The organism is Arenibacter catalasegens, assembly GCF_002909235.1.
In the GTDB taxonomy this organism is placed as follows: domain Bacteria; phylum Bacteroidota; class Bacteroidia; order Flavobacteriales; family Flavobacteriaceae; genus Arenibacter; species Arenibacter catalasegens.
In genome coordinates this window covers 188,100-212,293 of record NZ_PHQQ01000002.1, presented here as the reverse complement: position 1 = coordinate 212,293, position 24,194 = coordinate 188,100, and the positions used below count along the sequence as shown (strand labels likewise).

Below are 24,194 nucleotides of genomic sequence, written 5' to 3'. Positions count from 1 at the left end.
AATGTCAGTTAGAAAATTAAAACCAATCACTCCCGGGCAGCGTTTTAGAGTAGTAAACGGATTTGACGCCATTACTACTGATAAGCCGGAAAAAAGCTTGCTTGCTCCGTTAAAAAAGTCGGGAGGTAGAAACAGTCAAGGAAAAATGACCATACGCCAAAAAGGTGGAGGTCATAAGAGAAGGTATCGTGTTATTGATTTCAAAAGGGATAAGCAAGATGTTGCTGCCACGGTTGAGTCGATCCAATATGATCCGAACAGAACAGCTTTTATAGCTTTATTGGCGTATGCTGATGGTGAAAAGAGATATATTATTGCTCCAAATGGTTTACAGGTGGATCAAAAGGTATCTTCGGGAGCTTCAGTTGCTCCAGAAATCGGGAATGCACTTCCACTTAGTGAAATACCTTTGGGTACAATTATATCTGGAATTGAATTACGTCCTGGTCAAGGAGCTGTGATGGCAAGGAGTGCCGGTACATTTGCCCAGTTAATGGCGAAGGACGGTAAGTTTGTTACCATTAAATTGCCATCAGGTGAAACCAGATTGATTTTAGCGAATTGTTTGGCCACTATAGGTGCTGTATCTAACTCTGATCATCAATTATTGGTGTCAGGTAAGGCAGGTAGAAGTAGATGGTTGGGAAGAAGACCAAGAACAAGGCCAGTTGCAATGAACCCTGTTGATCACCCCATGGGTGGTGGAGAAGGTAGGGCTTCTGGAGGTCATCCTAGATCTAGAAACGGTATTCCTGCAAAAGGATTCAGGACCCGTTCCAAGACCAAGAGTACCAACAAGTATATTTTAGAACGTAGAAAGAAATAAAAAGTAGAAAGAAATGGCACGTTCATTAAAGAAAGGACCTTACGTTCACTATAGTTTGGATAAAAAAGTCCAACAAAATGTTGAATCTGGTAAAAAGGCAGTCATAAAGACATGGTCTAGAGCTTCTATGATTACTCCTGATTTTGTAGGTCAGACAATAGCGGTTCACAATGGAAAGCAATTTGTACCTGTTTTTGTTACAGAAAACATGGTGGGTCACAAATTAGGTGAATTTTCTCCAACACGATCTTTTAGGGGTCATGCAGGGGCAAAAAATAAAGGTAAAAAGTAAGCTATGGGAGTTCGTAAAAAACAAATGGCCGAAAGAATTAAGGCAGAAAAGCAGCAAATAGCGTTTGCAAAATTAAATAATTGCCCTACTTCCCCTAGAAAAATGCGCTTGGTTGCGGATTTGGTTAGAGGTGTAAAAGTAGAGAAAGCGCTTGCTATTTTGAAATTCAACTCAAAGGAATCGTCACGTAGACTGGAGAAGTTATTGTTATCCGCAATAGCTAACTGGCAAGCTAAGAATGAAGATGCCAGTGTTGAGGAAGCTGAACTTTTTGTTAAGGAGATTAGAGTGGATGGTGGAAGTATGTTGAAAAGACTACGTCCTGCTCCGCAAGGAAGAGCACATAGAATTAGAAAACGTTCCAACCACGTTACTTTGGTTTTGGGATCTAACAATAACACACAAAGCTAGAGCATTTAGTATGGGACAGAAAACAAATCCAATCGGAAATCGTCTAGGAATTATCAGAGGATGGGAGTCTAACTGGTACGGTGGAAACGATTATGGTGATAAACTTGCCGAAGACGATAAGATCAGAAAATATGTTCATGCACGTTTGGCAAAAGCAAGTGTGTCTAGAATTATTATTGAGCGTACTTTAAAATTAATTACGGTTACTATTACTACTGCAAGACCAGGTATAATCATTGGTAAAGGTGGACAAGAGGTAGACAAATTAAAAGAGGAGCTTAAAAAGATTACGGACAAGGAAGTTCAGATCAACATTTTTGAGATTAAGAGACCTGAATTGGACGCTAATTTAGTTGCCGCCAGTGTAGCTCGCCAAATAGAAAGTAGAATTTCTTTTAGAAGAGCTATTAAGATGGCGATCGCAGCTGCAATGAGAATGAATGCTGAAGGGATAAAAATTCAGATATCTGGACGTTTGAACGGAGCTGAAATGGCAAGATCTGAATCTTATAAAGATGGTAGGATTCCATTGTCTACTTTTAGAGCCGATATAGATTATGCTTTGCATGAAGCGCATACAACCTACGGAAGATTGGGTATCAAAGTATGGATCATGAAAGGTGAGGTTTATGGAAAAAGAGAACTTTCTCCATTGGTAGGTATGGCAAAGAGCCAGTCTCCAGGAAAAGGTGGCAAGCAAGAAGGACCGAAGAAACAACGTCGTAGAAAGTAATTTTTTAAAGAAGTAAAGAAATGTTACAGCCAAAAAGGACTAAGTTCCGCAAAATGCAGAAAGGTCGTATGAAAGGGATCACAGGTAGGGGTCACCAACTTTCAAACGGTATGTTTGGTATAAAATCAATAGATACCTCTTTTATAACATCGCGCCAAATTGAAGCAGCACGTATTGCGGCAACTAGGTACATGAAAAGAGAAGGCCAATTATGGATAAAAATATTTCCGGACAAGCCTATCACCAAAAAACCGTTAGAGGTTCGTATGGGTAAAGGTAAAGGTGCTCCAGAATATTTTGTAGCTGTGGTATTACCAGGACGGATTATGTTCGAAATAGCTGGTGTTTCTCTTGATATTGCAAAAGAGGCTTTGCGTCTTGCGGCACAGAAACTACCAGTAAGAACAAAATTTATTATTGCTAGGGACTATTCTGCTTAATATAATTGCAAGGAATCATGAAACAATCAGAAATAAAAGAATTATCAGTTGAGGGGTTAAAAGAAAAGAGTACTGAATTTAAAAAACAGTATTTCGATTTAAAATTGGCTCATTCTGTTACACCATTGGAAAATCCTTTACTTATTAGGAAAGTGAGAAGAACTGTGGCGAGATTGGCAACTGAATTAACTAAAAGGGAATTACAATAATTGGTTCTGCTTTATGGAAAAAAGGAATTTAAGAAAAGAGAGAATAGGAGTTGTGACTAGCAACAAAATGGAGAAATCAGTAGTGGTTTCAGAAGTTAAACGTGTTAAACACCCTATGTACGGAAAGTTCGTGTTGAAAACTAAGAAATATGTTGCACACGATGAAAAGAACGATTGCAATATTGGCGATACTGTTAAGATAATGGAGACTCGTCCATTGAGTAAGACCAAATGTTGGAGACTAGTGGAAATCATTGAAAGAGCTAAATAATTATGTTACAGCAAGAATCTAGACTAAAAGTAGCAGATAATACGGGGGCGAAAGAAGTTTTGACCATTCGTGTGTTGGGAGGTACAAAAAGAAGATACGCTTCTGTTGGGGATAAAATTGTAGTGACCGTTAAGGAAGCTACTCCTAACGGAGCTATTAAAAAAGGTGCGGTTTCCACAGCAGTTGTTGTAAGAACAAAAAAGGAAGTTAGGAGACCGGATGGTTCTTATATTCGTTTCGATGATAATGCCTGTGTACTTTTGAACCCAACTGGGGAAATGAGGGGAACACGTGTTTTTGGACCGGTAGCTAGGGAACTTCGTGATAAGCAATTCATGAAAATTGTATCATTAGCTCCAGAGGTGCTTTAATAAAAATAGCAAAATGGGAAAATTAAAAATCAAAACAGGGGATACTGTTAGAATTGTTGCCGGAGACCACAAAGGTGTAGAAGGTAAGGTTGTAAGTGTAAACCGTGAAAAGAACAAGGCAATCGTTGAAGGAGCCAATATGGTTTCTAAACACGAAAAGCCAAGTGCTAGCAATCCTCAAGGAGGGATTGTTAAGAAAGAGGCTCCCTTACAAATATCCAATCTGTCATTGATCGATCCAAAATCTGGAGAGACCACTAGAGTAGGATTTGAGGTAAGAGATGGTAAGAAAGTAAGATTTTCTAAGAAATCTAAAGAAGTAATTTAGTTATGGCCTACGTTCCAAGATTAAAACAGGAATATAAAGAAAGAGTTGTTATGGCTCTTAAAGAGGAGTTTGGTTACAAAAATGTAATGCAGGTTCCTAAATTAGAAAAAATTGTTGTTAGTAGAGGTGTTGGTGCCGCTGTTGCGGATAAGAAGCTTATTGACCATGCGGTAGATGAGTTGACCAATATTACTGGCCAAAAAGCAATTTCAACGATGTCTAAAAAGGATGTTGCTGCATTTAAATTACGTAAAGGGATGCCGATTGGGGCAAAAGTAACCTTGCGTGGAGAGAGAATGTACGAATTCTTGGATAGATTGGTAACATCTGCGTTGCCTAGGGTAAGGGATTTCCAAGGGATTAAGGCCACTGGTTTTGATGGAAGAGGGAATTATAATCTAGGTATTACGGAGCAAATCATATTTCCAGAAATAAACATTGATAAAATTAACAGAATCAATGGTATGGATATTACATTTGTAACTTCTGCAGATACAGATAAAGAAGCTAAATCATTATTAACCGAATTAGGACTACCTTTTAAAAAGAATTAGTATGGCTAAAGAATCCATGAAGGCCCGTGAGGTCAAGAGAGCTAAGACTGTAGCAAAATATGCTGAGAAAAGAAAAGCCTTAAAAGAGGCTGGTGATTATGAAGGGTTACAGAAATTACCTAAAAATGCTTCACCTGTTCGTATGCATAACCGTTGTAAGATAACTGGTAGACCAAAAGGTTACATGAGAACTTTCGGTGTATCTAGGGTTACCTTTAGGGAAATGGCCAATAATGGCCTAATACCTGGTGTAAGAAAAGCTAGCTGGTAATAAAAGAATATAAACTGGTTTCAGGTTTAGCAAGAATGTTAAAAACCGTTACCGTAAATCAATAATTATGTTTACAGATCCAATTTCGGATTATTTAACTAGAATTAGAAATGCAAGTAGTGCTGGCCACAGAGTGGTAGAGATACCTGCATCTAATCTAAAGAAAGAAATCACTAAAATATTATTCGATCAAGGATATATTTTAAGCTACAAATTTGAAGATAATGCGGTTCAAGGGGTTGTTAAGATAGCTTTGAAATATGACAAATTGACTAAAGAGCCGGTTATAAAGAAAATTAAACGAGTTAGTACACCAGGACTTAGGAAATATGTTAACTCACAGGAGTTGCCAAGAGTATTAAATGGTCTTGGTATTGCAATTATTTCTACTTCCCATGGTGTAATGACCAGTAAGCAAGCAAAGCTTGAGAATGCAGGTGGGGAAGTATTATGTTATGTTTATTAATACTATAAAGATTTAGAATAATGTCTAGAACAGGTAATAATCCAATAGCAATTCCAGAAGGAGTAACCGTAGAGGTTAAGGAAGATGTTATTACCGTAAAAGGTAAGTTGGGAGAACTCTCTCAAGAATTTTCTGGTGCTGCGGCTAAAGTTGAAGATGGTCAAGTTTTTGTTACAAGACCTTCAGATTCCAAGGAGCATAAAGCGAGACATGGTCTTTATAGATCATTGTTCTTTAATATGATCGAAGGAGTTTCTAAAGGATGGGTAAAGGAATTGGAATTGGTAGGGGTAGGATATCGTGCCAGTAACCAAGGACAAACATTGGACCTAGCTTTGGGATTTTCACACAACATCGTTTTGGATGTGGCTTCAGAAGTAAAAGTGGAGACCGTATCCGAAAAAGGAAAAAATCCAATTATAAAGCTAAGTTCGCATGATAAGCAATTAGTGGGGCAGATCGCCGCTAAGATTAGATCTTTGCGTAAGCCAGAACCTTACAAAGGAAAAGGAATTAAGTTCGTTGGTGAACAATTAAGAAGAAAAGCTGGTAAATCGGCTTAATAATTAGCATTATGGGATTAACGAAGACTGAAAGAAGACTACGTATCAGAAGGAGAATTAGAAAAATATCCTCAGGTACTGCAGAAAGACCAAGGCTAGCTGTTTTCAGAAGCAATACTGGAATATACGCACAAATTATTGATGATGTTGCCGGAACAACTATAGTGTCCGCCTCCTCAAGGGATAAAGCGTTAGCTAAAACTAAAGGGACAAAAACAGAAGTAGCCAATATAGTTGGTAAGGCTCTTGCCGAAAAAGCAAAAGAAGCCGGAATAGAAGCTGTTGCTTTTGATAGAGGTGGTAATTTATACCATGGTAGAGTAAAATCATTAGCCGACGGCGCTAGGGAAGCAGGATTAAAATTCTAAGAATATTATGTATCAGAAATACAAAAACGTAGAGACTGTTAAGCCGGGAGGTTTAGAATTAAAAGATAGATTGGTTGGGGTACAACGTGTTACCAAAGTTACTAAAGGTGGTAGGGCGTTCGGATTTTCTGCTATCGTTGTGGTAGGTGATGAGAATGGTGTAGTAGGTCATGGTCTAGGTAAGTCTAAGGAAGTTGCTACGGCAATTGCCAAGGCTATAGAAGATGCTAAAAAGAATCTTATTAGAATTCCATTGAACAAAGGTACTTTGCCGCACGAACAAAAAGGGAAATTCGGTGGAGCTAGAGTTTATATCCAGCCTGCATCGCATGGTACCGGAGTTATCGCAGGTGGTGCTGTTAGAGCGGTATTGGAAGCTGTTGGTGTTCAGGATGTATTGTCTAAATCACAAGGTTCTTCTAACCCTCATAACGTAGTAAAAGCTACTTTTGATGCTCTTTTGCAACTTAGAGGTGCAAAGACAGTTGCAAACCAAAGAGGTATTTCTTTAGAAAAAGTTTTTAAAGGATAAAACCAAGAATATAATGGGAAAGATTAAAGTAAAACAGGTAAAGAGCAGTATTAAAAGAGCTCAAAATCAAAAGAGAACATTAGAGGCTCTTGGTTTACGTAGAATAGGACAAGTAGTTGAACATGATGCTACTTCTAATATTCTTGGGATGATAAATAAAGTTAAACACTTAGTTTCCACTGAGGAGGCTTAATATAATTTTGGTGTTATGAATTTAAGTAATTTAAAACCAGCGGAAGGAGCTGTCCGAAAAGCCGGTAAAGTCATAGGTAGAGGTCAGGGTTCCGGTAAAGGAGGTACTGCTACCAGAGGGCATAAAGGTGCTAAATCCAGGTCTGGTTATTCTAAGAAAATTGGTTTCGAAGGTGGTCAAATGCCATTGCAGAGACGTGTGCCAAAGTTTGGTTTTACGAATATCAATAGAAAGGATTACGCAGGTATCAATCTTGAAAAATTACAGGAATTGGTAGATAAAGGAGCTATTAAGGATATAGTTACTTTAGAAGCCCTTGTGGAAAATGGATTGGTTGGTAAAAACGATTTGGTTAAGATTCTTGGTAATGGAGAGCTAAAAGCTTCCCTTAAAGTTTCTGTACATAAATTTACAGCTACAGCAAAAGCCGCTATTGAGGCTGCAGGTGGTGAGGCTATAAGTTTATAAGCAAAGAATACTATGAAGAAATTTTTCGAGACATTATCAAATATTTGGAAGATTGAAGAGCTTAGGGGCAGGATTATTGTTACCCTTGGTTTGCTTTTGGTGTATCGTTTCGGTGCCCAGGTAGTTCTTCCGGGTATTGATTCTACCCAATTAGGTGCTTTGGCATCGAGTACTGATAGTGGTATTTTGGGAATATTGAATGCCTTTACAGGTGGAGCTTTATCCAATGCCTCGGTTTTTGCGTTGGGAATTATGCCCTATATTTCTGCATCTATTGTTGTGCAGTTAATGGGTATAGCTATTCCTTATCTTCAAAAATTACAAAAGGAAGGTGAAAGTGGAAGAAAGACGATCAATCAAATAACCAGATGGCTTACCATTGGAATTTGTATTGTTCAAGCTCCAGCTTATTTGTATAGTTTGGGTGCCTTGGGTGTTCCTGATAGTGCCTTTGTATTTGGTAAGGGGTTTGATTTTATTATCCCATCGGTAATAATTTTGGTTGCAGGAACAATTTTCGCAATGTGGTTGGGTGAGAAGATTACTGATAAGGGTATTGGTAATGGTATTTCCTTATTGATTATGGTTGGTATTATAGCCAATATGCCACAGAATTTTGTTCAGGAATTTATATCAAGAACGGCAAATAACAACGGTGGACTTATGTTCATGCTTATTGAAGTTATTATATGGTTCGCTGTGATATTGTTATGTGTATTGTTGGTGATGGCGACGCGTCAGATTCCGGTCCAGTACGCAAGAAGAACCGCTTCCGGTGGTTATGAAAAAAATATCATGGGATCTAGACAGTATATTCCTTTAAAACTGAATGCTTCTGGAGTTATGCCTATTATATTTGCACAGGCTATAATGTTTGCACCAGGATTATTGGGTAAGACCTTTAACAACACGGCCGTGGGGCAGTGGATGGAGGTTCAGTTCCAAGATATATTTGGATTGGCTTACAATCTGTTGTTCGGATTTTTGATAATAGTTTTTACATATTTCTATACGGCGATTACGGTACCTACAAATAAAATGGCTGATGATTTAAAAAGAAGTGGTGGTTTTATTCCTGGAATTAGACCAGGAAAGGAAACTGGAGATTTCTTGGATAAGATTATGTCATTGATTACTTTACCAGGATCTGTGTTCCTTGCATTATTGGCGGTATTGCCGGCAGTGATTGTAAAGCTTATGGATGTACAGGCAGGTTGGGCATTGTTTTACGGTGGAACCTCATTGTTGATTATGGTAGGTGTTGCGATTGATACAGTACAACAAGTAAATTCATATTTGTTGAACAGACATTATGACGGGTTGATGAAATCAGGTAAAAATAGAAAGGTAGCATAGATTATGGCTAAACAGGCAGCGATAGAGCAGGATGGAAGCATAATTGAGGCATTGTCAAATGCCATGTTCCGCGTGGAGTTGGAAAACGGTCATGTGGTAACAGCACATATCTCTGGAAAAATGCGGATGCATTATATTAAGTTACTTCCAGGGGATAAGGTTAAGCTCGAGATGAGCCCCTACGATTTGAGTAAAGCAAGAATTACATATAGATATTAAGTAAATAGGATGAAAGTTAGAGCATCAATAAAGAAAAGAAGTGCCGAGTGCAAGATTGTGCGTAGAAAAGGCAGATTGTACGTAATTAATAAAAAGAATCCTAGATTTAAACAAAGACAAGGGTAATTATGGCAAGAATTGCAGGTGTAGACATACCAAAACAGAAAAGAGGGGTAATAGCCCTAACCTATATCTTTGGTATAGGTAACAGTAGGGCTAAGGAGATTTTATCTACCGCCCAAGTAAGTGAGGATACCAAAGTATCTGACTGGAACGATGATGAGATTGGTCGTATTCGTGAGGCAGTTTCTTCTTTGACAATAGAAGGGGAATTGCGTTCTGAAAACCAATTGAACATTAAGCGTTTAATGGATATAGGTTGTTATAGAGGTATTCGCCATAGATCTGGTTTGCCTTTAAGAGGTCAACGTACCAAGAACAACTCTAGAACAAGAAAAGGTAAGAGGAAAACAGTTGCTAACAAGAAGAAAGCAACTAAATAATAATTAGGATATTATGGCAAAGGCAAGTGCAAAAGCAGCAAAGAAGCGTAAGGTTATAGTAGAGTCTGTGGGCGAAGCTCATGTTACTGCTTCTTTTAATAATATTATTATTTCTTTAACCAACAAAAAGGGTGATGTAATCTCTTGGTCTTCAGCTGGGAAAATGGGTTTCAGAGGTTCTAAAAAGAACACTCCGTATGCAGCTCAAATAGCTTCTGAAGATTGTGCTAAAGTTGCTCATGAAGCTGGTTTAAGAAAAGTAAAGGTTTATGTAAAAGGACCGGGAAATGGTAGGGAATCTGCTATTCGTTCCATCCATAACTCAGGAATTGAGGTTACAGAGATTATCGATGTAACTCCAATGCCGCACAATGGTTGTAGACCACCTAAAAGAAGAAGAGTATAATTAATAGTAATCAATTGCCCCAAAGGGGCGTTTCAAGGAAATGTAGTTACGATTATCGAAGGATTAGCCTTAATTCATGATCACGTTTCCAAACTAAAAGAAAATGGCAAGATATACAGGACCAAAAACAAAGATCGCCCGTAAATTCGGGGAAGCGATTTTCGGAGATGATAAATCTTTTGAGAAAAGAAATTATCCTCCAGGACAACACGGTAATAACAGACGTCGTGGTAAAAAGTCTGAATACGCTATCCAGTTAATGGAAAAGCAAAAAGCAAAATACACTTATGGTATTTTGGAAAAACAATTCCGGAACATATTTGGGAAAGCAAATAGAAGTAAAGGAGTTACTGGTGAGGTATTACTTCAATTATGTGAATCGCGTTTAGATAACGTAGTTTACAGAATGGGTATCTCTCCTTCTAGAAGTGGAGCAAGACAATTGGTTTCCCATAGACATATTACGGTTAATGGTGAGTTGGTTAACATACCATCTTATGCTTTAAAACCCGGTGATGTTGTTGGTGTTAGGGAAAAGTCTAAGTCTTTAAGAGCAATCGATGATGCGCTTTCTGCAAATAGCAGCGTGTACGAATGGATTACTTGGAATTCTGAAAAAATGGAAGGTAATTTTGTTTCCATTCCTGAAAGAATGCAAATTCCAGAGAATATCAAAGAACAATTAATAGTCGAGTTATACTCTAAATAAATACAACACTGATCCAATTATGGCATTATTAAATTTTCAGAAGCCCGATAAAGTTATAATGATTGATTCCTCCGATTTCGAAGGTAAATTCGAATTTCGTCCGTTGGAACCAGGTTATGGCCTAACTGTTGGGAACGCATTAAGAAGAGTTTTGCTTTCGTCCTTGGAAGGTTTTGCTATCACTTCTGTTAGAATTGATAAGGTGGAACATGAGTTCTCTGTAATTTCTGGTGTTGTGGAAGATGTTACCGAAATCATTCTAAACCTTAAACAGGTTCGTTTCAAAAGACAGATAGATGATGTTGATAGTGAAACAGTATCTATCTCTGTTAGTGGAAAGGAACAATTGACTGCAGGTGATTTTCAAAAATTTATTTCTGGTTATCAAGTATTGAATCCAGATTTGGTTATTTGTAACATGGACCCCAAGGTTAGCATTAACATGGAGGTTACTATAGATAAAGGTAGAGGGTATGTACCAGCAGAGGAAAATAAAAAATCCAATGCACCAATTGGTACAATTGCTGTAGATTCTATCTTTACACCTATAAAAAATGTAAAGTATAGTATAGAAAACTTTCGTGTAGAACAAAAGACCGATTATGAGAAGTTGGTTTTTGAAATCGCAACCGATGGTTCAATTCACCCAAAAGAGGCATTGACCGAAGGAGCTAAAGTTTTAATACACCACTTTATGTTGTTCTCCGACGAGCGTATTACGTTGGAAGCTGACGAGATTGCACAAACAGAGACGTATGATGAGGAATCATTGCATATGCGTCAACTATTGAAAACCAAATTGGTTGATATGGATCTTTCTGTTAGAGCATTGAACTGTTTAAAAGCTGCTGAAGTAGATACACTTGGTGATTTGGTTTCTTTTAATAAGAACGATTTGATGAAGTTTAGAAACTTTGGTAAAAAGTCCTTAACTGAATTGGAAGAATTGGTTATCAATAAAGGCTTAAGCTTTGGAATGGATTTGTCAAAATATAAATTGGATAAAGATTAATTGAACTTTCAAAGGAACTGGGAAACCAAGACTAAGAAGGATTATAGAAAAGAACAATGAGACACGGTAAGAAAGTTAATCATTTAGGAAGAAAGAAAGCCCATAGAAAGTCTATGTTGGCAAACATGGCTTGTTCATTAATAGAACATAAGAGAATTAATACAACTGTTGCCAAGGCAAAAGCCTTAAAGCAGTTTGTAGAGCCATTGATTACCAAATCTAAAGCTGAAAATAATCAATCAGTGGAAAAAGGTACTCACAACAGACGTATTGTTTTTAAAAATCTTCGAGACAAGTATGCAGTTACCGAACTTTTTAGCAGTGTTGCTGAAAAGGTAGCTGACAGACCAGGAGGATATACCAGAATTATTAAATTGGGAAATCGTCTTGGGGATAATGCAGATATGGCCATGATCGAACTTGTAGATTTCAATGAAATTTACAATGCAGGTAAGCCTAAAAAGCAAAAGACCACAAGAAGGGGTAAAAGCAAAAAAGTAGAAGATGCTCCAGTTGCAGAAGAGGCAGCAAAAGCAGAAACAAAGTCAGAAACTGAAGCCGAAACAAAAGCAGATGATTCTAAAGAGTAAAATTGTTATTAAATATTTATAATTGAAAAAGGATAAGCCTAAAAGCTTATCCTTTTTTTATGTTATTTTTGCAAAACGAAAAATTGTAAAACCAAAAATGAAGTATCAAACAAGAAAAAAAGCAATATTGTTGCTGGCCGATGGGACCATTTTTCACGGCAAGGCAGTAGGGGACAAGGAAGGAACTGCCTTTGGAGAGGCTTGTTTTAACACTGGAATGACCGGTTATCAGGAAATATTTACGGATCCTTCCTATTATGGACAAATAATGGTAACCACAAATGCCCATATAGGGAATTATGGGGCCAATGACGAGGAGGTCGAATCTGATTCTGTGAAGATATCCGGCTTGGTTTGTAAAAATTTCAGTTACAACTATTCAAGACCTAATGCTGATTTAAGTTTACAGGAGTTTTTGGATAAAAGTAATCTGTTCGCTATTTCTGATGTGGATACAAGGGCTTTGGTTGGCTATATCCGAGATAACGGAGCCATGAATGCTGTAATTTCTACTGACGTAGAAAATATAGAGGAGCTTAAAAAGAAATTGGCAGATGTACCAAGTATGGAAGGTCTAGAGCTTTCCTCTAAGGTTTCTACCAAAGAACCGTATTTCTACGGCGATAAGAATGCGAAATATAAAGTTTCTGCCTTGGATATTGGAATTAAGAAAAATATCCTCCGCAATTTAGCGAAAAGGGATGCCTACATAAAGGTTTTTCCGTACAACGCTACTTTCAAGGAAATGAGCGCCTGGAATCCGGACGGTTATTTTATCTCCAATGGTCCGGGAGATCCAGACCCATTACATGAGGCAATAGCTTCGTGTAAGGAAATAATTAAAACAGACAAGCCATTATTTGGTATTTGCCTGGGGCACCAAGTATTGGCATTGGCTAATGGGGTTTCTACCTATAAAATGTACAATGGGCATAGAGGTATCAATCATCCAGTTATGAATCTGGTGACCGGCAAAGGGGAGATTACTTCCCAAAATCATGGTTTTGCCATTAATAGGGAGGAGACAGAAGCAAATCCAGATTTGGAGATAACCCACCTTCATCTTAATGACAATACCGTAGCTGGGATTAAAATGAAAAATAAGAACGTATTTTCTGTTCAGTACCACCCTGAAGCAAGTCCAGGTCCACATGATGCAGATTATCTTTTTGATCAATTTTTTGAAATGATCCAATCCACAGCAAACTAAAACGTTATAGTTTTAATTTATTGTTATTAAATGGCCAATAAAGCCAATAATAGTGGGCTAAAAGCACTGCCTTTGCTATATTTGCAAATTAATTTAACTAAAAAATAAAAGAAAGACATATGAGTATCATCCTAAGTGTTCATGCACGACAAATTTTGGATTCAAGAGGCAATCCAACAGTAGAGGTAGACGTAATTACTGAAAACGGAGTTATGGGTAGGGCAGCAGTTCCATCTGGCGCTTCCACAGGTGAGCATGAAGCTGTAGAGCTTCGTGATGGAGGTAAAACTTTTATGGGTAAGGGAGTCGGAAAAGCTGTAAATAATGTAAACACGCTTATTGCTGAGGAGATACTGGGTATGTCCGTTTTTGAACAAAATTTGGTAGATCAAACTATGATCGATTTGGATGGTACGCCCAATAAGTCGAAATTAGGTGCCAATGCCATTTTAGGAGTTTCTCTTGCTGTTGCCAAGGCAGCTGCAAATGAATTGGGATTGTCCTTGTTTAGATATGTAGGGGGTGTTAGTGCTAATACCTTGCCTGTTCCAATGATGAATATTATTAACGGAGGTTCGCATTCTGATGCTCCCATTGCTTTTCAGGAATTTATGGTGATGCCAGTGAAGGCCAATAGCTTTTCGCACGCTATGCAGATGGGTACTGAAATATTCCATAACCTTAAGAAAGTATTACACGATAGAGGTCTAAGTACAGCAGTTGGTGATGAAGGTGGATTTGCACCTAATCTTGCGGGCGGTACAGAAGATGCATTGGATACGATTGCTAAAGCGGTTGAAAAAGCAGGATATAAATTAGGGGACGACGTAATGATCGCCTTGGATTGTGCTGCTGCAGAATTCTATGTAAATGGTAAATACGATTATACCAAATTTGAGGGTGATAAGGGAGTAGTAAGAACTTCTGAAGAGCAGGCTCAATATTTGGCAGAATTAAGCGCCAAATATCCAATTATTTCTATCGAAGATGGAATGGATGAGAACGATTGGGACGGATGGAAATCCTTGACCGATAAAATTGGGGATAAAGTACAATTGGTAGGTGATGATTTATTTGTTACAAATGTAGAGCGTTTATCCAAAGGGATTAAAAATGGTATAGCCAATTCAATCCTTATCAAGGTAAACCAGATTGGAACATTGACAGAAACTATTGCAGCTGTTAATATGGCTAAGAATGCGGGATATACTTCTGTAATGTCACATCGTTCTGGAGAGACTGAGGATAACACTATTGCGGATTTGGCAGTTGCCTTAAATACAGGTCAAATTAAAACAGGTTCAGCTTCTAGGTCGGACAGAATGGCGAAATATAACCAATTGCTAAGAATCGAAGAAGAATTGGGAAGTACTGCGTATTACCCAGGGGTAAATGCCTTCAAAATAAAATAATACAACATTTTAGTGCCAAAAAAAAGCCATTCTACCAAGAATGGCTTTTTTTTTTAAATATAAAGGAGGTTTGTTTACTTATCAGAAATAAATAATTATATTATCATACTTTTATCAATAAACCAAGATGTGCAACCAAATTCTAGATTAAATGAATAACTTTCTATTTGTAGCTGCAGAGAATGATGGCATTCTAAAGTGTAAGGCTGGTGGTATGGGTGATGTTGTTAGGGATGTTCCTAGGCAGATTTCAGAAAGGGGAGATACGGCCCATGTTGTGGTGCCTTCCTATTCTAGATTACACCAGAATGGTACTTTGATCACGAATCTAAATCTTAACTTGCGGGGCACCGTATATGTTGCTGAGTTGTATGAAGTGGCGCCTAAAAAGGAGTTTGCAAATTTACACCATTACGTAATACATCATCCGGAAATTACGGCTGGAGAAATTGGTCATATATACCATGATGATCCTGAAGAGGCCTTTTATACTGACAATATTAAGTTTACCATTTTTTGTACTGCCGTGGCTGAGGCCATTAAAGTGGATGCTTTTGGCCATTTGGATATTGTACATATGCACGATTGGCATTCAAGCCTATTGCTGTTCTTGAAAACCTACCATCCGGAATATCAGGCGTTAAAGAAAATGCGCTATGTTTATACCATCCATAACCTTGCAATTCAAGGCATACGTCCGTTCTACGATAATTACTCCTCACTCGGAAATTGGTTTCCCAATTTGTCTCTTGATGTAAAAAGGTTAATGGACCACAGGTATCAGGATTGTATTAACCTGATGGCCGTGGGTATTCGTTTGGCAGATGCCGTGCATACCGTGTCTCCTTCCTACAAGGATGATGTGCTTAGGCCCAGCACTCCACCAGAGTTTATTGGGGGAGAGAGTTTGGAATTGGACTTGCAGGAGGCCAATAATCAGGGGCGGCTTTTTGGAATACTTAATGGTTCCAATTATAAGAACATTAGGGTTGCCGAAAAAGGATTATTGTACCGCAATACCGTTAAGGCCTTATTTAGATGGTTGCAGGAGGAATCCAAAAAGTACAAAGCTGATTTCTTGGCTCATACGGGAGAGAAAGTTATGGAATATGTCACTGACAGGCCAAAATTTATAGTCTCAAGTGTGGCTCGTTTAACGGAACAGAAATTTTATTTTTTTAAACGTTCTCCAGAAGCTTTCGTTGAGATTCTTAAGCGACTTAAAAAGGTTGATGGAATTTTCATGTTGTTGGGTACGGGCGCACCTGAATATGAGGAGTTATTTCGTCAATTGAGTTATGAACATAAGAATTTCATATTTACCAACGGGCAATCTGAAGATTTAATAGATTCGATCTATTTGGAAACAGATCTCTATTTTATGCCTAGTTTGTTCGAACCATGTGGTATTAGCCAAATGTTGGCTATGCGTAACGGGAATCCTTGTTTCGTGCATAATACGGGAGGCTTAAGAGATACGGTAGAACATATGAAGACTGGGTTTAGCTTTGATGGTAAAACCTATGACGATAAAATTAAAAATATGCTCGTTGTATTAGATCAAGCTTTAGATGTATTTGTAAATGATAAACCTAAGTGGAAGGAGATCCAGAGCAATGCAAAAAAGATGAGGTTCACTTGGGAAAAATCTGTTGATGACTATTACAAAAATTTATATTCCATTAATCAATAGATTCAAAATCATATCAGGTTTCCTGAAGATTTCATAATTATATAATAATTAAGAATTGTTGAATTGTTAACCTTGGGTGTTTTTAGTATTTTTACGAAGAATCGAATAAAACAGGAATTTAAGAAATGGCGAATAACGCAAGTTTAGAATACAACGGAAAAAAATTTGAATTTCCAGTTATAGAAGGTACCGAAAATGAATTGGCTATAGACATCAAAACGATGAGAGCCACTTCGGGAATGATAACAATAGACCCTGGATTTAAGAATACCGGCTCCTGTGAGAGTGCTATTACTTTCTTGGATGGTGAAAAGGGGATTTTAAGGTATCGAGGATATTCTATAGAGGAATTGGCTGAGAAAGCCGATTTTCTTGAAGTAGCCTATTTGTTGATTTTTGGGGAGTTGCCGGATAAGAGCCAGTTGGAAAAATTCCATCATGATATTAAGGGTGAGTCCCATGTAGATGAGGAGATGAAGAAGATTTTGGATGGTTTTCCAAAATCAGCACATCCAATGGGCGTACTCTCCAGTTTAACTAGTGCGTTGATAGCTTTTAACCCTACGTCTGTAAACGTGTCGTCGGAAAAGGAAATGTATTGGGCCATTGTCAGAATCTTGGCCAAATTCCCAGTGTTGGTAGCCTGGACCTTAAGAAAGAAAAAAGGATTACCATTAGACTATGGGGACGATTCTTTGGGTTATGTTGAGAATATTCATAAAATGATGTTCAAAAAACCCAATCATGGATATGAATCCAATAAGATTGTTATAGATGCCTTGGATAAATTGTTGATCTTACACGCGGACCATGAGCAAAATTGCTCTACTTCGACAGTGCGTATTGTAGGTTCTTCACATGCAGGTTTATTCGCATCTATTTCTGCCGGTATTTGCGCTCTTTGGGGCCCATTGCACGGTGGGGCAAACCAAGCAGTATTAGAGATGCTAGAAGCTATTGAGGCTGATGGCGGAGATACTAAAAAGTATATGGCCAAGGCCAAGGATAAGAGCGATCCATTCCGTTTAATGGGCTTTGGACATAGAGTTTACAAGAATTTTGATCCAAGAGCAAAGATTATCAAAAGTGCCGCGGAGGAAGTTTTGGCAGATTTGGGTATTGATGATCCTATTTTGGATATAGCCAAAGGTTTAGCCAAGGAAGCCTTGGAAGATAAATATTTTGTAGATAGAAAATTATATCCTAATGTGGATTTTTACTCAGGTATTATATATAGGGCTTTGGGTATCCCAACAGAAATGTTCACAGTTATGTTTGCATTAGGCCGCTTACCGGGCTGGATTGCCCAATGGAAGGAAATGAGATTGAAAAACGAACCAATTGGTCGTCCTAGACAAGTATATATAGGAGAGACTTTGAGGCCTTTTATTCCGGTGGAGAAGCGATAAGCAAAATATCAATTGTTTTAAACTGCCCTTTGTATATTTTATACAAAGGGCAGTTTTATGTATCAAAATAAGTATCTCTATCTTTACCTAAAATTCAGGAATGCTAAAGTTAAATGTACAGGATGAAACTTCGCGTTTAAGATCCGTGGTGCTTGGAACTGCTAAAAGCTGTGGACCTGTTCCAAAGCCTGAGGAAGCCTACGATCCCAAATCCTTGGAGCATATTTTGGCCGGGACCTATCCCATGGAGACAGACATGGTAAAGGAATTGGATGGTTTTGCCAAGGTATTTGCCAAATATGATGTGCAGGTTTTTAGGCCTGGGGTTATCAAGGATTGTAATCAAATATTTTCTAGGGATATTGCTTTTGTTATAGATAATAAGCTAGTTAAAGCAAATATTCTCCCAGATAGGGAGAAGGAATTTCAAGCTATTAAATATGTACTTAATAAGATCGATGAAGATCAGATAATCTATCCTCCTAAAGAGGTACATATTGAAGGTGGTGATGTGATGCCTTGGGGGGACTATATTTTTATGGGAACTTATTCGGGTGCAGACTATCCCGATCAAATTACGGCACGCACCAATAGGGAGGCAGTAGATTTTATTACCGAACAATTTCCACATAAAAAGGTAAAGGCTTTTGAACTTCGAAAGTCGAACACCATAGCCCGTGAAAATGCACTGCATTTAGATTGTTGCTTTCAGCCAGTAGGGAAGGATATGGCAATTTTGCATAAAAATGGCTTTTTACAGGAAGAGGAATATCAGTGGCTGTTGAATTACTTTGGAAGTGACAATGTTTTTGAGATTACCAAGGATGAGATGTACAATATGATGAGCAATTTTTTTTCCATTTCCCCAACTGTAGTAGTTTCTGAGCGTAATTTTACCAGGTTGAATAATTGGTTAAGGGAACATGGTTTTACTGTTGAAGAAATAGCCTACTCAGAGATTGCCAAACAAGAAGGGCTTTTAAGATGTAGCACCTTACCATTGGTAAGGGATTAAAATAGTCTTAATTTCTTCGTAATGCCCATACAAGGAAATAAATAAAATTAATTTTACACCGCTTTAATGCGAAAGTATTTTGTAATACCCAATTTGATAAGTGAATAATAAAATGCAAATTTCCAATAATATATTAATGGTGCGCCCTGTCAATTTTCGAATGAACGAGCAAACTGCAGTAAATAATTATTTTCAGGAGGATCTTGATTTAAAAACTCGGGATATTAACGTGAAGGCACAGGAGGAGTTTGATCGGTTTGTTTTGGCTTTAAGGGAAAAGGGAGTAAATGTTATTGTGGTCGATGATCGAAAAGATATGGATACACCAGATTCTATATTCCCCAATAATTGGGTGTCTTTCCATGCTGATGGAACAGTAGGTATTTATCCAATGTTCGCGGAAAACAGAAGAAATGAACGAAGGGAGGATATCCTTGCCATTTTGGAGCAAAGAGGATTCCTGATAGAAAATGTAATGGACTATACTTCTGCTGAGGAGGAAGGCTTTTTTTTGGAGGGTACCGGAAGTATTGTTCTAGATAGGGTTAATGAAAAAGCGTACTGTGCTCTTTCCGATAGGGCAGATGAAGATTTATTTATTGAGTTTTGTGAGGATTTCGAATATACTCCCATTTTATTTACTGCCAATCAATCCGTGGCCGGGACCCGAAAACCTATTTATCATACCAACGTAATGATGTGTTTGGCAGAAACGTTTGCTGTCATATGTTTGGATTCCATTGACGACAAAAAAGAAAAAAAGAATGTCCTAAACCAGTTAAAGCAAGATGGCAAAGAGATTATTGCCATTTCCGAAAAGCAAATGCACCATTTTGCCGGGAATATGCTTCAAGTCCTTGGTATGGGAGAAAAACGTTATTTGGTAATGAGTACGGCGGCCTACACTAGTTTAAGGCCGGAACAACTAACGTCTATAGAGAAGCATTGTGACATTATCCACAGTTCTTTGGATACCATTGAAACATGTGGGGGTGGAAGTGCTCGCTGTATGATGGCTGAAGTGTTCCTGCCTAGAACATAATACCTTAATTATTCCTTTTTTTACTTTTAAGGGAATAGTTATTGTGATGCCCCAAAAGTTCCCTGAGAAAGATATAAGTCATAAAGACCATAAAAATGGCAAAGGGTAACGAGGTAATTATCAATAACTTTTGGGCGGCTATCAATATGTTAATTTCGGGTTTTGCATGGCCCAATAGAATTAATGCAATCGTAGCCAAAAAAATAAAAAGGGACCAAATTAAACGATGCTTCTTGCTGGGGTCTTTTTTTCCACTGTCCGAAAACATGCTTAACACAAAAACAGCTGAGTCTACCGAGGTTACCAAAAAACCGATCAGCAATACTATTGTGGTGATATTTAGAAGTGTGGCAAAGGGATAATTCCCAAAAAAAACGAATATAGAGGAAAACACGCCATCAAATTCGTTGTTGTAACTTCCCCATACTTCTATAAACTGAAAGGCCGAAGTGCCAAAAACTGAAAACCAAAAAAAGGTGCCCAAACTGGGAATGATCAATACTCCCAAAAGCAACTGCCTTAGGCTACGCCCTTTAGATATTCTCGCGATAAAAATCCCTGTAAAAGGGGCCCATGCCAACCAAAATGCCCAATAATAGAAGGTCCAATCAGTAAGAAAATCTATGCCTGGATTGTAACTGCCATATGCCAAACTTAGGGGTATGAAGTCTATTATATAATGGAATGTGGCGCTCAAAAAATTTCCTATAACCTTAAGAATGTCACTATTTATGAAAGTAAATAGCAGTACGGCCAAGGTAATAATGATGTTAACCTTAGACAATACCTGTATTCCCTTGTTAACGCCTTTCCACGCCGAATAAAAAGCCAAAGCAGATATAATAGAAGTGAGCAATAAGGTAGAGGTCAGGCCGAAATTGGATGAGGTTATGTGATTTAAACCACCGTTAATTTGGGTAGTCCCCAAGCCTATCGCTGCAACTAACCCGAAGACTGTTGTCATAATGGTGAGCACATCTATACTTGTCTGAGCAGCTTTGTTTGGAATAATATCTTCTATGGTTGAACTTACCAGTACTTTTTTCTTTTTTACAAAAAGATAATAACCAATAATCATTGCAAAAAGTCCATAAAATGCCCAAGCGGTAAATCCCCATTGGTAAAAGGTGAACTCCAAGGCCAGAATATCTGGGGATAAATCCGAAAGGTAAGGAGGGTTTTGCTGCATATAAGTGGGTTCCTGTACCGCCCGAAGTAAAATTCCTGCCCCCATACCAGCACTATATAACATAGCGGTCCATGCCCAAATGGTGAATTCGGGTTTATCATTTTTCTTGCCTAGTTTAATTTTTCCCAGAGGAGATAGGGCAATTGCAACCAAAAGAAGGACACATCCCAGTCCAAGATATAAATAAAAATAACCAAAATAGTTTCTTACCCAAATAGAGCCTTGCTCAATGGCATTGTAGGAGGCTTCAGTGGCCACAAATACAATTAAAGTAGATAAGGATAAGATTCCAATCGAGATGGAAAGCAATGGATTTTTACGGACGGAATTGAATATTTTGATAATATGGATTTTAAAACAAGTTACTAAAAGTTGCTTAATTTTAGGGCATGATGTTTTGATCTATATCCCAGTAAATCATTGGCGGTCTCTTGGTGGTAGACCTAACAGCTATTTTTAGATGTCCTCTATGTTCGTCGGCGAATTGTCCGCCCTATGACCCAATAATTTTGTGAAAAATTTCTGTACAGCCTTGGTGTCAGATTTAATTTTGATAAAGTATTGGTCCCTGTAAATGGTGTATATGCCAAGATCGGTCTTGTAAAGGGTAAACTTGTAATATGGGATGATAAGCCCAAAGGTTTCCAACAGTGATCGAAAACGAATTATGATTCCTTTTGGTCTCAATTCTATATTACAGGAATTGGTATTGTGGTCTAAAATCAATAGATTTTTAATTTCTATGCTACTGTCCACAATAAATAATTTGGGAGAGCCTATTCCGTCCAAGGCAAAGCGTTCTTTTAAGGTAAAAGGTTTTCCAACTTCTTTGTCTATTTTTTTGGTAATTTCTTGATTGTTATAGGAAACGTTTAAAAGCATAGATAGGTTTAGTTAGTGTACTTCGGATCTTTAGAGAAATAAAGTTAAAAAAATCTTTCCTCTTTATGGTGTACTCGTCTATATCATTAACAGCCTGCTCAAGAAAATATGATCAGAATTTTTTTAAGTTGATTTTTGATATCGAAAAGTTATATGATTAATCGCTAGGATTAAATATTTTAACGGAATAATGAGCAAAAAGGGCTATAAAAAAGCAATTGACGAATTCTTGAACAAGCTCTGAGGGGTGAAGAATAAAAATTGCTTAATTTTGCAGCCGTAAACGACGAAATTAATGAACATTCAAGAAGTCCTTGCCCAAAAGGTAAAAGAAGCCGTTAGCTCAATTTTTAAAGTTGATTTGCCTAGTGTGGAATTTCAACCTACCCGAAAGGATTTCGCTGGTGATATTACAGCGGTTATTTTTCCAATGTTGCGATTTGTTAAAGGAAATCCTGTGCAAATAGGGGAGCAAATAGGGCAGTTATTGAAAGATCAAGTAAATGAAGTAACCGACTTCAATGTGGTTAAAGGATTTTTGAATATTACCCTAGGGAACGAATATTATCTTGATTTTTTTACAGGAGTAAGGGATCTGAAGGATTTTGGTTTTGTAGGCCAAAGTGAAGGAGAGGCTATTATGGTGGAATATTCTTCGCCCAATACCAATAAACCATTGCATTTGGGACATGTAAGAAACAACCTATTGGGATACTCCGTGGCGGAAATCCTAAAGGCTTCCGGGAAGAAAGTTTATAAGACTCAAATCATTAATGATAGAGGGATTCATATTTGTAAAAGCATGTTGGCATGGCAACGCTTTGGCAACGGGGAAACGCCAGAGAGCACTGGGTTAAAAGGCGATAAGCTGGTAGGGAACTATTATGTGGCCTTTGACAAAGCCTATAAGGCGGAAATAGCTACTATGATTTCTAATGGAGTAGATGGAAAGGTGGCAGAAAAAGAGGCTCCAATCTTGTTGGAAGCTCAAGATATGCTAAGAAAATGGGAGGATGGTGATAAAGAGGTTGTTTCTTTGTGGAAGACAATGAACCAATGGGTTTATACTGGGTTTGAGGTTACTTACAAAAACATGGGAGTTGATTTTGATCAACTTTATTATGAGAGCAATACCTATTTGTTGGGAAAAGATTTTGTGGCTGATGGCTTGCAAAAAGGTGTGTTCTATAAAAAGGAGGATGGCAGTGTTTGGATCGACTTAACAGAGGAGGGGCTGGATGAAAAAATTGTACTTCGCTCAGATGGTACCGCCGTTTACATGACCCAGGATATCGGGACGGCCATACAGAGAGTTAAAGATAATCCTGATGTAGGCGGAATGGTTTATACCGTAGGCAACGAGCAGGATTATCACTTTAAGGTATTGTTCCTTATCCTGCAAAAATTAGGATTTTCGTGGGCGGAAAAATTATACCATCTAAGTTATGGTATGGTAGATTTACCGAGTGGAAAAATGAAGAGTAGGGAAGGAACCGTGGTTGATGCCGATGAGTTAATGGACGATATGACCAGGACTGCAGCAGAAATTTCTGAAGAATTGGGTAAGTTGGAAGATTATTCCCTAGAAGAGAAACAAGAACTTTATAAAATTATAGGGCAAGGTGCCTTAAAGTATTATATACTAAAGGTTGATCCCAAAAAGAGAATTTTGTTCAACCCGGAGGAATCTGTGGATTTTCAAGGAAATACGGGGCCATTTATTCAGTATACCTATGCCAGGATCCAATCTATTTTGAGAAAGGCGGAAGAATTGAAGAATGACTTGAACAGCTCTCCAAAGTTGGAAGATCTGCATGAAAAGGAGAAAGAGTTGCTAAAGCAATTACAGTTATTCCCAGATACGATACAGTTGGCAGCCGATAACTACAGTCCGGCTTTAGTTGCCAATTACACCTATGATCTGGTGAAGGAGTTTAATTCTTTTTATCAGAATGTCTCTATTTTGGGGGAGCAGGATGAGAACAAAAAGATTTTTAGGATTCAATTGGCAAAGAAGGTGGGTGATGTTATTAAATCAGCCTTTAGCCTACTAGGAATACAGGTCCCGGAAAGAATGTAAGCAGTTCTCAGCTTTTTTTACGAGGGGGGTATTTTTAATACTTAAAATTGTATTGTTAGGTAAAGATATACTTCGGGTAATTTCCTTTGATGAAACTTTATTTATTCTTAGTAAATTGCGTAGTCAACAGAAATGCCCAAACTGGGATTTATTCCGTAAATATTGCTAAGA

The 24,194-nt window shown here is 37.9% G+C and carries 34 protein-coding genes; 32 read left to right on the top strand and 2 right to left on the bottom strand.

Going from position 1 to position 24,194, the window contains the following annotated elements:
* Position 1: 1 nt before the first annotated feature.
* The 31 genes from rplB (at position 2) to ctlX (ending at position 19,872) form a co-directional block, all read left to right on the top strand.
* Positions 2-826, top strand: coding sequence for a 50S ribosomal protein L2 (gene rplB / locus CWD90_RS02810; protein ID WP_103474407.1), 825 nt, complete (start codon positions 2-4; stop codon positions 824-826).
* Positions 827-839: 13 nt separating this feature from the next.
* Entirely contained in the window at positions 840-1,118 is a 279-nt protein-coding gene (gene rpsS, locus CWD90_RS02805; protein WP_026810026.1) for a 30S ribosomal protein S19, read from the top strand.
* Between the two features lie 3 nt (positions 1,119-1,121).
* Positions 1,122-1,529: a 50S ribosomal protein L22 gene (gene rplV, locus CWD90_RS02800; protein ID WP_103440712.1), complete on the top strand. Its 408-nt coding sequence runs from the start codon at positions 1,122-1,124 to the stop codon at positions 1,527-1,529.
* 10 nt (positions 1,530-1,539) lie between these two features.
* Positions 1,540-2,262: a 30S ribosomal protein S3 gene (gene rpsC / locus CWD90_RS02795; RefSeq protein ID WP_103440711.1), complete on the top strand. Its 723-nt coding sequence runs from the start codon at positions 1,540-1,542 to the stop codon at positions 2,260-2,262.
* A gap of 20 nt (positions 2,263-2,282) precedes the next feature.
* On the top strand, positions 2,283-2,702 hold the full coding sequence (gene rplP / locus CWD90_RS02790) for a 50S ribosomal protein L16 (RefSeq protein ID WP_103474406.1): 420 nt from the start codon (positions 2,283-2,285) through the stop codon (positions 2,700-2,702).
* A gap of 17 nt (positions 2,703-2,719) precedes the next feature.
* Positions 2,720-2,911, top strand: a complete 192-nt coding sequence (gene rpmC / locus CWD90_RS02785) for a 50S ribosomal protein L29 (RefSeq protein WP_103474405.1) — start codon at positions 2,720-2,722, stop codon at positions 2,909-2,911.
* Positions 2,912-2,924: 13 nt separating this feature from the next.
* Complete coding sequence (rpsQ, locus tag CWD90_RS02780) at positions 2,925-3,182, top strand: 30S ribosomal protein S17 (protein ID WP_031445107.1); 258 nt, start codon at positions 2,925-2,927, stop codon at positions 3,180-3,182.
* Between the two features lie 2 nt (positions 3,183-3,184).
* The gene (gene rplN / locus CWD90_RS02775) at positions 3,185-3,553 is read left to right on the top strand and encodes a 50S ribosomal protein L14 (protein ID WP_066424974.1); all 369 of its coding nucleotides are present in this window, start codon (positions 3,185-3,187) and stop codon (positions 3,551-3,553) included.
* A 13-nt stretch (positions 3,554-3,566) separates the two neighbouring features.
* On the top strand, positions 3,567-3,881 hold the full coding sequence (rplX, locus tag CWD90_RS02770) for a 50S ribosomal protein L24 (RefSeq protein ID WP_103474404.1): 315 nt from the start codon (positions 3,567-3,569) through the stop codon (positions 3,879-3,881).
* A gap of 2 nt (positions 3,882-3,883) precedes the next feature.
* A complete protein-coding gene (rplE, locus tag CWD90_RS02765) occupies positions 3,884-4,435 on the top strand; it encodes a 50S ribosomal protein L5 (RefSeq protein WP_103474403.1) in 552 nt (183 codons plus the stop codon).
* Position 4,436: 1 nt separating this feature from the next.
* Positions 4,437-4,706: a 30S ribosomal protein S14 gene (gene rpsN, locus CWD90_RS02760; RefSeq protein ID WP_103474402.1), complete on the top strand. Its 270-nt coding sequence runs from the start codon at positions 4,437-4,439 to the stop codon at positions 4,704-4,706.
* Between the two features lie 67 nt (positions 4,707-4,773).
* Positions 4,774-5,172 carry a 30S ribosomal protein S8 gene (gene rpsH, locus CWD90_RS02755; RefSeq protein ID WP_103474401.1) on the top strand — a complete coding sequence of 133 codons (399 nt, stop codon included), beginning with the start codon at positions 4,774-4,776 and terminating at the stop codon, positions 5,170-5,172.
* A 20-nt stretch (positions 5,173-5,192) separates the two neighbouring features.
* Positions 5,193-5,735 (top strand): 50S ribosomal protein L6, encoded by a 543-nt coding sequence (rplF, locus tag CWD90_RS02750; protein ID WP_103474400.1) that lies wholly within the window; start codon positions 5,193-5,195, stop codon positions 5,733-5,735.
* Positions 5,736-5,746: 11 nt separating this feature from the next.
* Positions 5,747-6,103 carry a 50S ribosomal protein L18 gene (rplR, locus tag CWD90_RS02745; RefSeq protein ID WP_103474399.1) on the top strand — a complete coding sequence of 119 codons (357 nt, stop codon included), beginning with the start codon at positions 5,747-5,749 and terminating at the stop codon, positions 6,101-6,103.
* 7 nt (positions 6,104-6,110) lie between these two features.
* Entirely contained in the window at positions 6,111-6,635 is a 525-nt protein-coding gene (gene rpsE, locus CWD90_RS02740) for a 30S ribosomal protein S5 (protein ID WP_103474398.1), read from the top strand.
* A gap of 13 nt (positions 6,636-6,648) precedes the next feature.
* Positions 6,649-6,828, top strand: coding sequence for a 50S ribosomal protein L30 (gene rpmD, locus CWD90_RS02735; RefSeq protein WP_072865343.1), 180 nt, complete (start codon positions 6,649-6,651; stop codon positions 6,826-6,828).
* 15 nt (positions 6,829-6,843) lie between these two features.
* A complete protein-coding gene (rplO, locus tag CWD90_RS02730; protein WP_103474397.1) occupies positions 6,844-7,296 on the top strand; it encodes a 50S ribosomal protein L15 in 453 nt (150 codons plus the stop codon).
* 12 nt (positions 7,297-7,308) lie between these two features.
* Positions 7,309-8,652, top strand: a complete 1,344-nt coding sequence (gene secY, locus CWD90_RS02725) for a preprotein translocase subunit SecY (protein ID WP_103474396.1) — start codon at positions 7,309-7,311, stop codon at positions 8,650-8,652.
* A gap of 3 nt (positions 8,653-8,655) precedes the next feature.
* Entirely contained in the window at positions 8,656-8,871 is a 216-nt protein-coding gene (gene infA / locus CWD90_RS02720; RefSeq protein ID WP_013751343.1) for a translation initiation factor IF-1, read from the top strand.
* A 9-nt stretch (positions 8,872-8,880) separates the two neighbouring features.
* On the top strand, positions 8,881-8,997 hold the full coding sequence (gene ykgO / locus CWD90_RS02715; protein WP_013621733.1) for a type B 50S ribosomal protein L36: 117 nt from the start codon (positions 8,881-8,883) through the stop codon (positions 8,995-8,997).
* Positions 8,998-8,999: 2 nt separating this feature from the next.
* Positions 9,000-9,374 carry a 30S ribosomal protein S13 gene (gene rpsM, locus CWD90_RS02710; protein ID WP_103474395.1) on the top strand — a complete coding sequence of 125 codons (375 nt, stop codon included), beginning with the start codon at positions 9,000-9,002 and terminating at the stop codon, positions 9,372-9,374.
* A 13-nt stretch (positions 9,375-9,387) separates the two neighbouring features.
* Positions 9,388-9,780, top strand: a complete 393-nt coding sequence (rpsK, locus tag CWD90_RS02705; protein WP_103440698.1) for a 30S ribosomal protein S11 — start codon at positions 9,388-9,390, stop codon at positions 9,778-9,780.
* 103 nt (positions 9,781-9,883) lie between these two features.
* Positions 9,884-10,489, top strand: a complete 606-nt coding sequence (gene rpsD, locus CWD90_RS02700; protein ID WP_103474394.1) for a 30S ribosomal protein S4 — start codon at positions 9,884-9,886, stop codon at positions 10,487-10,489.
* Between the two features lie 19 nt (positions 10,490-10,508).
* Entirely contained in the window at positions 10,509-11,501 is a 993-nt protein-coding gene (locus CWD90_RS02695; RefSeq protein ID WP_103474393.1) for a DNA-directed RNA polymerase subunit alpha, read from the top strand.
* A gap of 56 nt (positions 11,502-11,557) precedes the next feature.
* Positions 11,558-12,091 carry a 50S ribosomal protein L17 gene (rplQ, locus tag CWD90_RS02690; RefSeq protein ID WP_103474392.1) on the top strand — a complete coding sequence of 178 codons (534 nt, stop codon included), beginning with the start codon at positions 11,558-11,560 and terminating at the stop codon, positions 12,089-12,091.
* Between the two features lie 97 nt (positions 12,092-12,188).
* Positions 12,189-13,301, top strand: a complete 1,113-nt coding sequence (gene carA / locus CWD90_RS02685; protein WP_103474577.1) for a glutamine-hydrolyzing carbamoyl-phosphate synthase small subunit — start codon at positions 12,189-12,191, stop codon at positions 13,299-13,301.
* 119 nt (positions 13,302-13,420) lie between these two features.
* Positions 13,421-14,713, top strand: coding sequence for a phosphopyruvate hydratase (eno, locus tag CWD90_RS02680; RefSeq protein WP_103474391.1), 1,293 nt, complete (start codon positions 13,421-13,423; stop codon positions 14,711-14,713).
* Positions 14,714-14,864: 151 nt separating this feature from the next.
* A complete protein-coding gene (locus CWD90_RS02675; protein WP_103474390.1) occupies positions 14,865-16,406 on the top strand; it encodes a glycogen synthase in 1,542 nt (513 codons plus the stop codon).
* Between the two features lie 125 nt (positions 16,407-16,531).
* Positions 16,532-17,815 carry a citrate synthase gene (locus CWD90_RS02670; RefSeq protein ID WP_103474389.1) on the top strand — a complete coding sequence of 428 codons (1,284 nt, stop codon included), beginning with the start codon at positions 16,532-16,534 and terminating at the stop codon, positions 17,813-17,815.
* 100 nt (positions 17,816-17,915) lie between these two features.
* Entirely contained in the window at positions 17,916-18,830 is a 915-nt protein-coding gene (locus CWD90_RS02665; RefSeq protein WP_103474388.1) for a dimethylarginine dimethylaminohydrolase family protein, read from the top strand.
* A gap of 112 nt (positions 18,831-18,942) precedes the next feature.
* Complete coding sequence (ctlX, locus tag CWD90_RS02660; RefSeq protein WP_103474387.1) at positions 18,943-19,872, top strand: citrulline utilization hydrolase CtlX; 930 nt, start codon at positions 18,943-18,945, stop codon at positions 19,870-19,872.
* A gap of 4 nt (positions 19,873-19,876) precedes the next feature.
* Here ctlX and CWD90_RS02655 read toward each other — a convergent pair whose 3' ends face one another.
* Both CWD90_RS02655 and CWD90_RS02650 read right to left on the bottom strand, forming a co-directional pair.
* A complete protein-coding gene (locus CWD90_RS02655) occupies positions 19,877-21,370 on the bottom strand; it encodes a BCCT family transporter (RefSeq protein ID WP_239986442.1) in 1,494 nt (497 codons plus the stop codon).
* A 147-nt stretch (positions 21,371-21,517) separates the two neighbouring features.
* Complete coding sequence (locus CWD90_RS02650; protein WP_103474385.1) at positions 21,518-21,943, bottom strand: hypothetical protein; 426 nt, start codon at positions 21,941-21,943, stop codon at positions 21,518-21,520.
* A 295-nt stretch (positions 21,944-22,238) separates the two neighbouring features.
* On the opposite strand from CWD90_RS02650, the gene argS reads away from it, so the two are divergent.
* Entirely contained in the window at positions 22,239-24,023 is a 1,785-nt protein-coding gene (gene argS / locus CWD90_RS02645) for an arginine--tRNA ligase (protein WP_103474384.1), read from the top strand.
* The last annotated feature ends 171 nt before the right edge of the window (positions 24,024-24,194 follow it).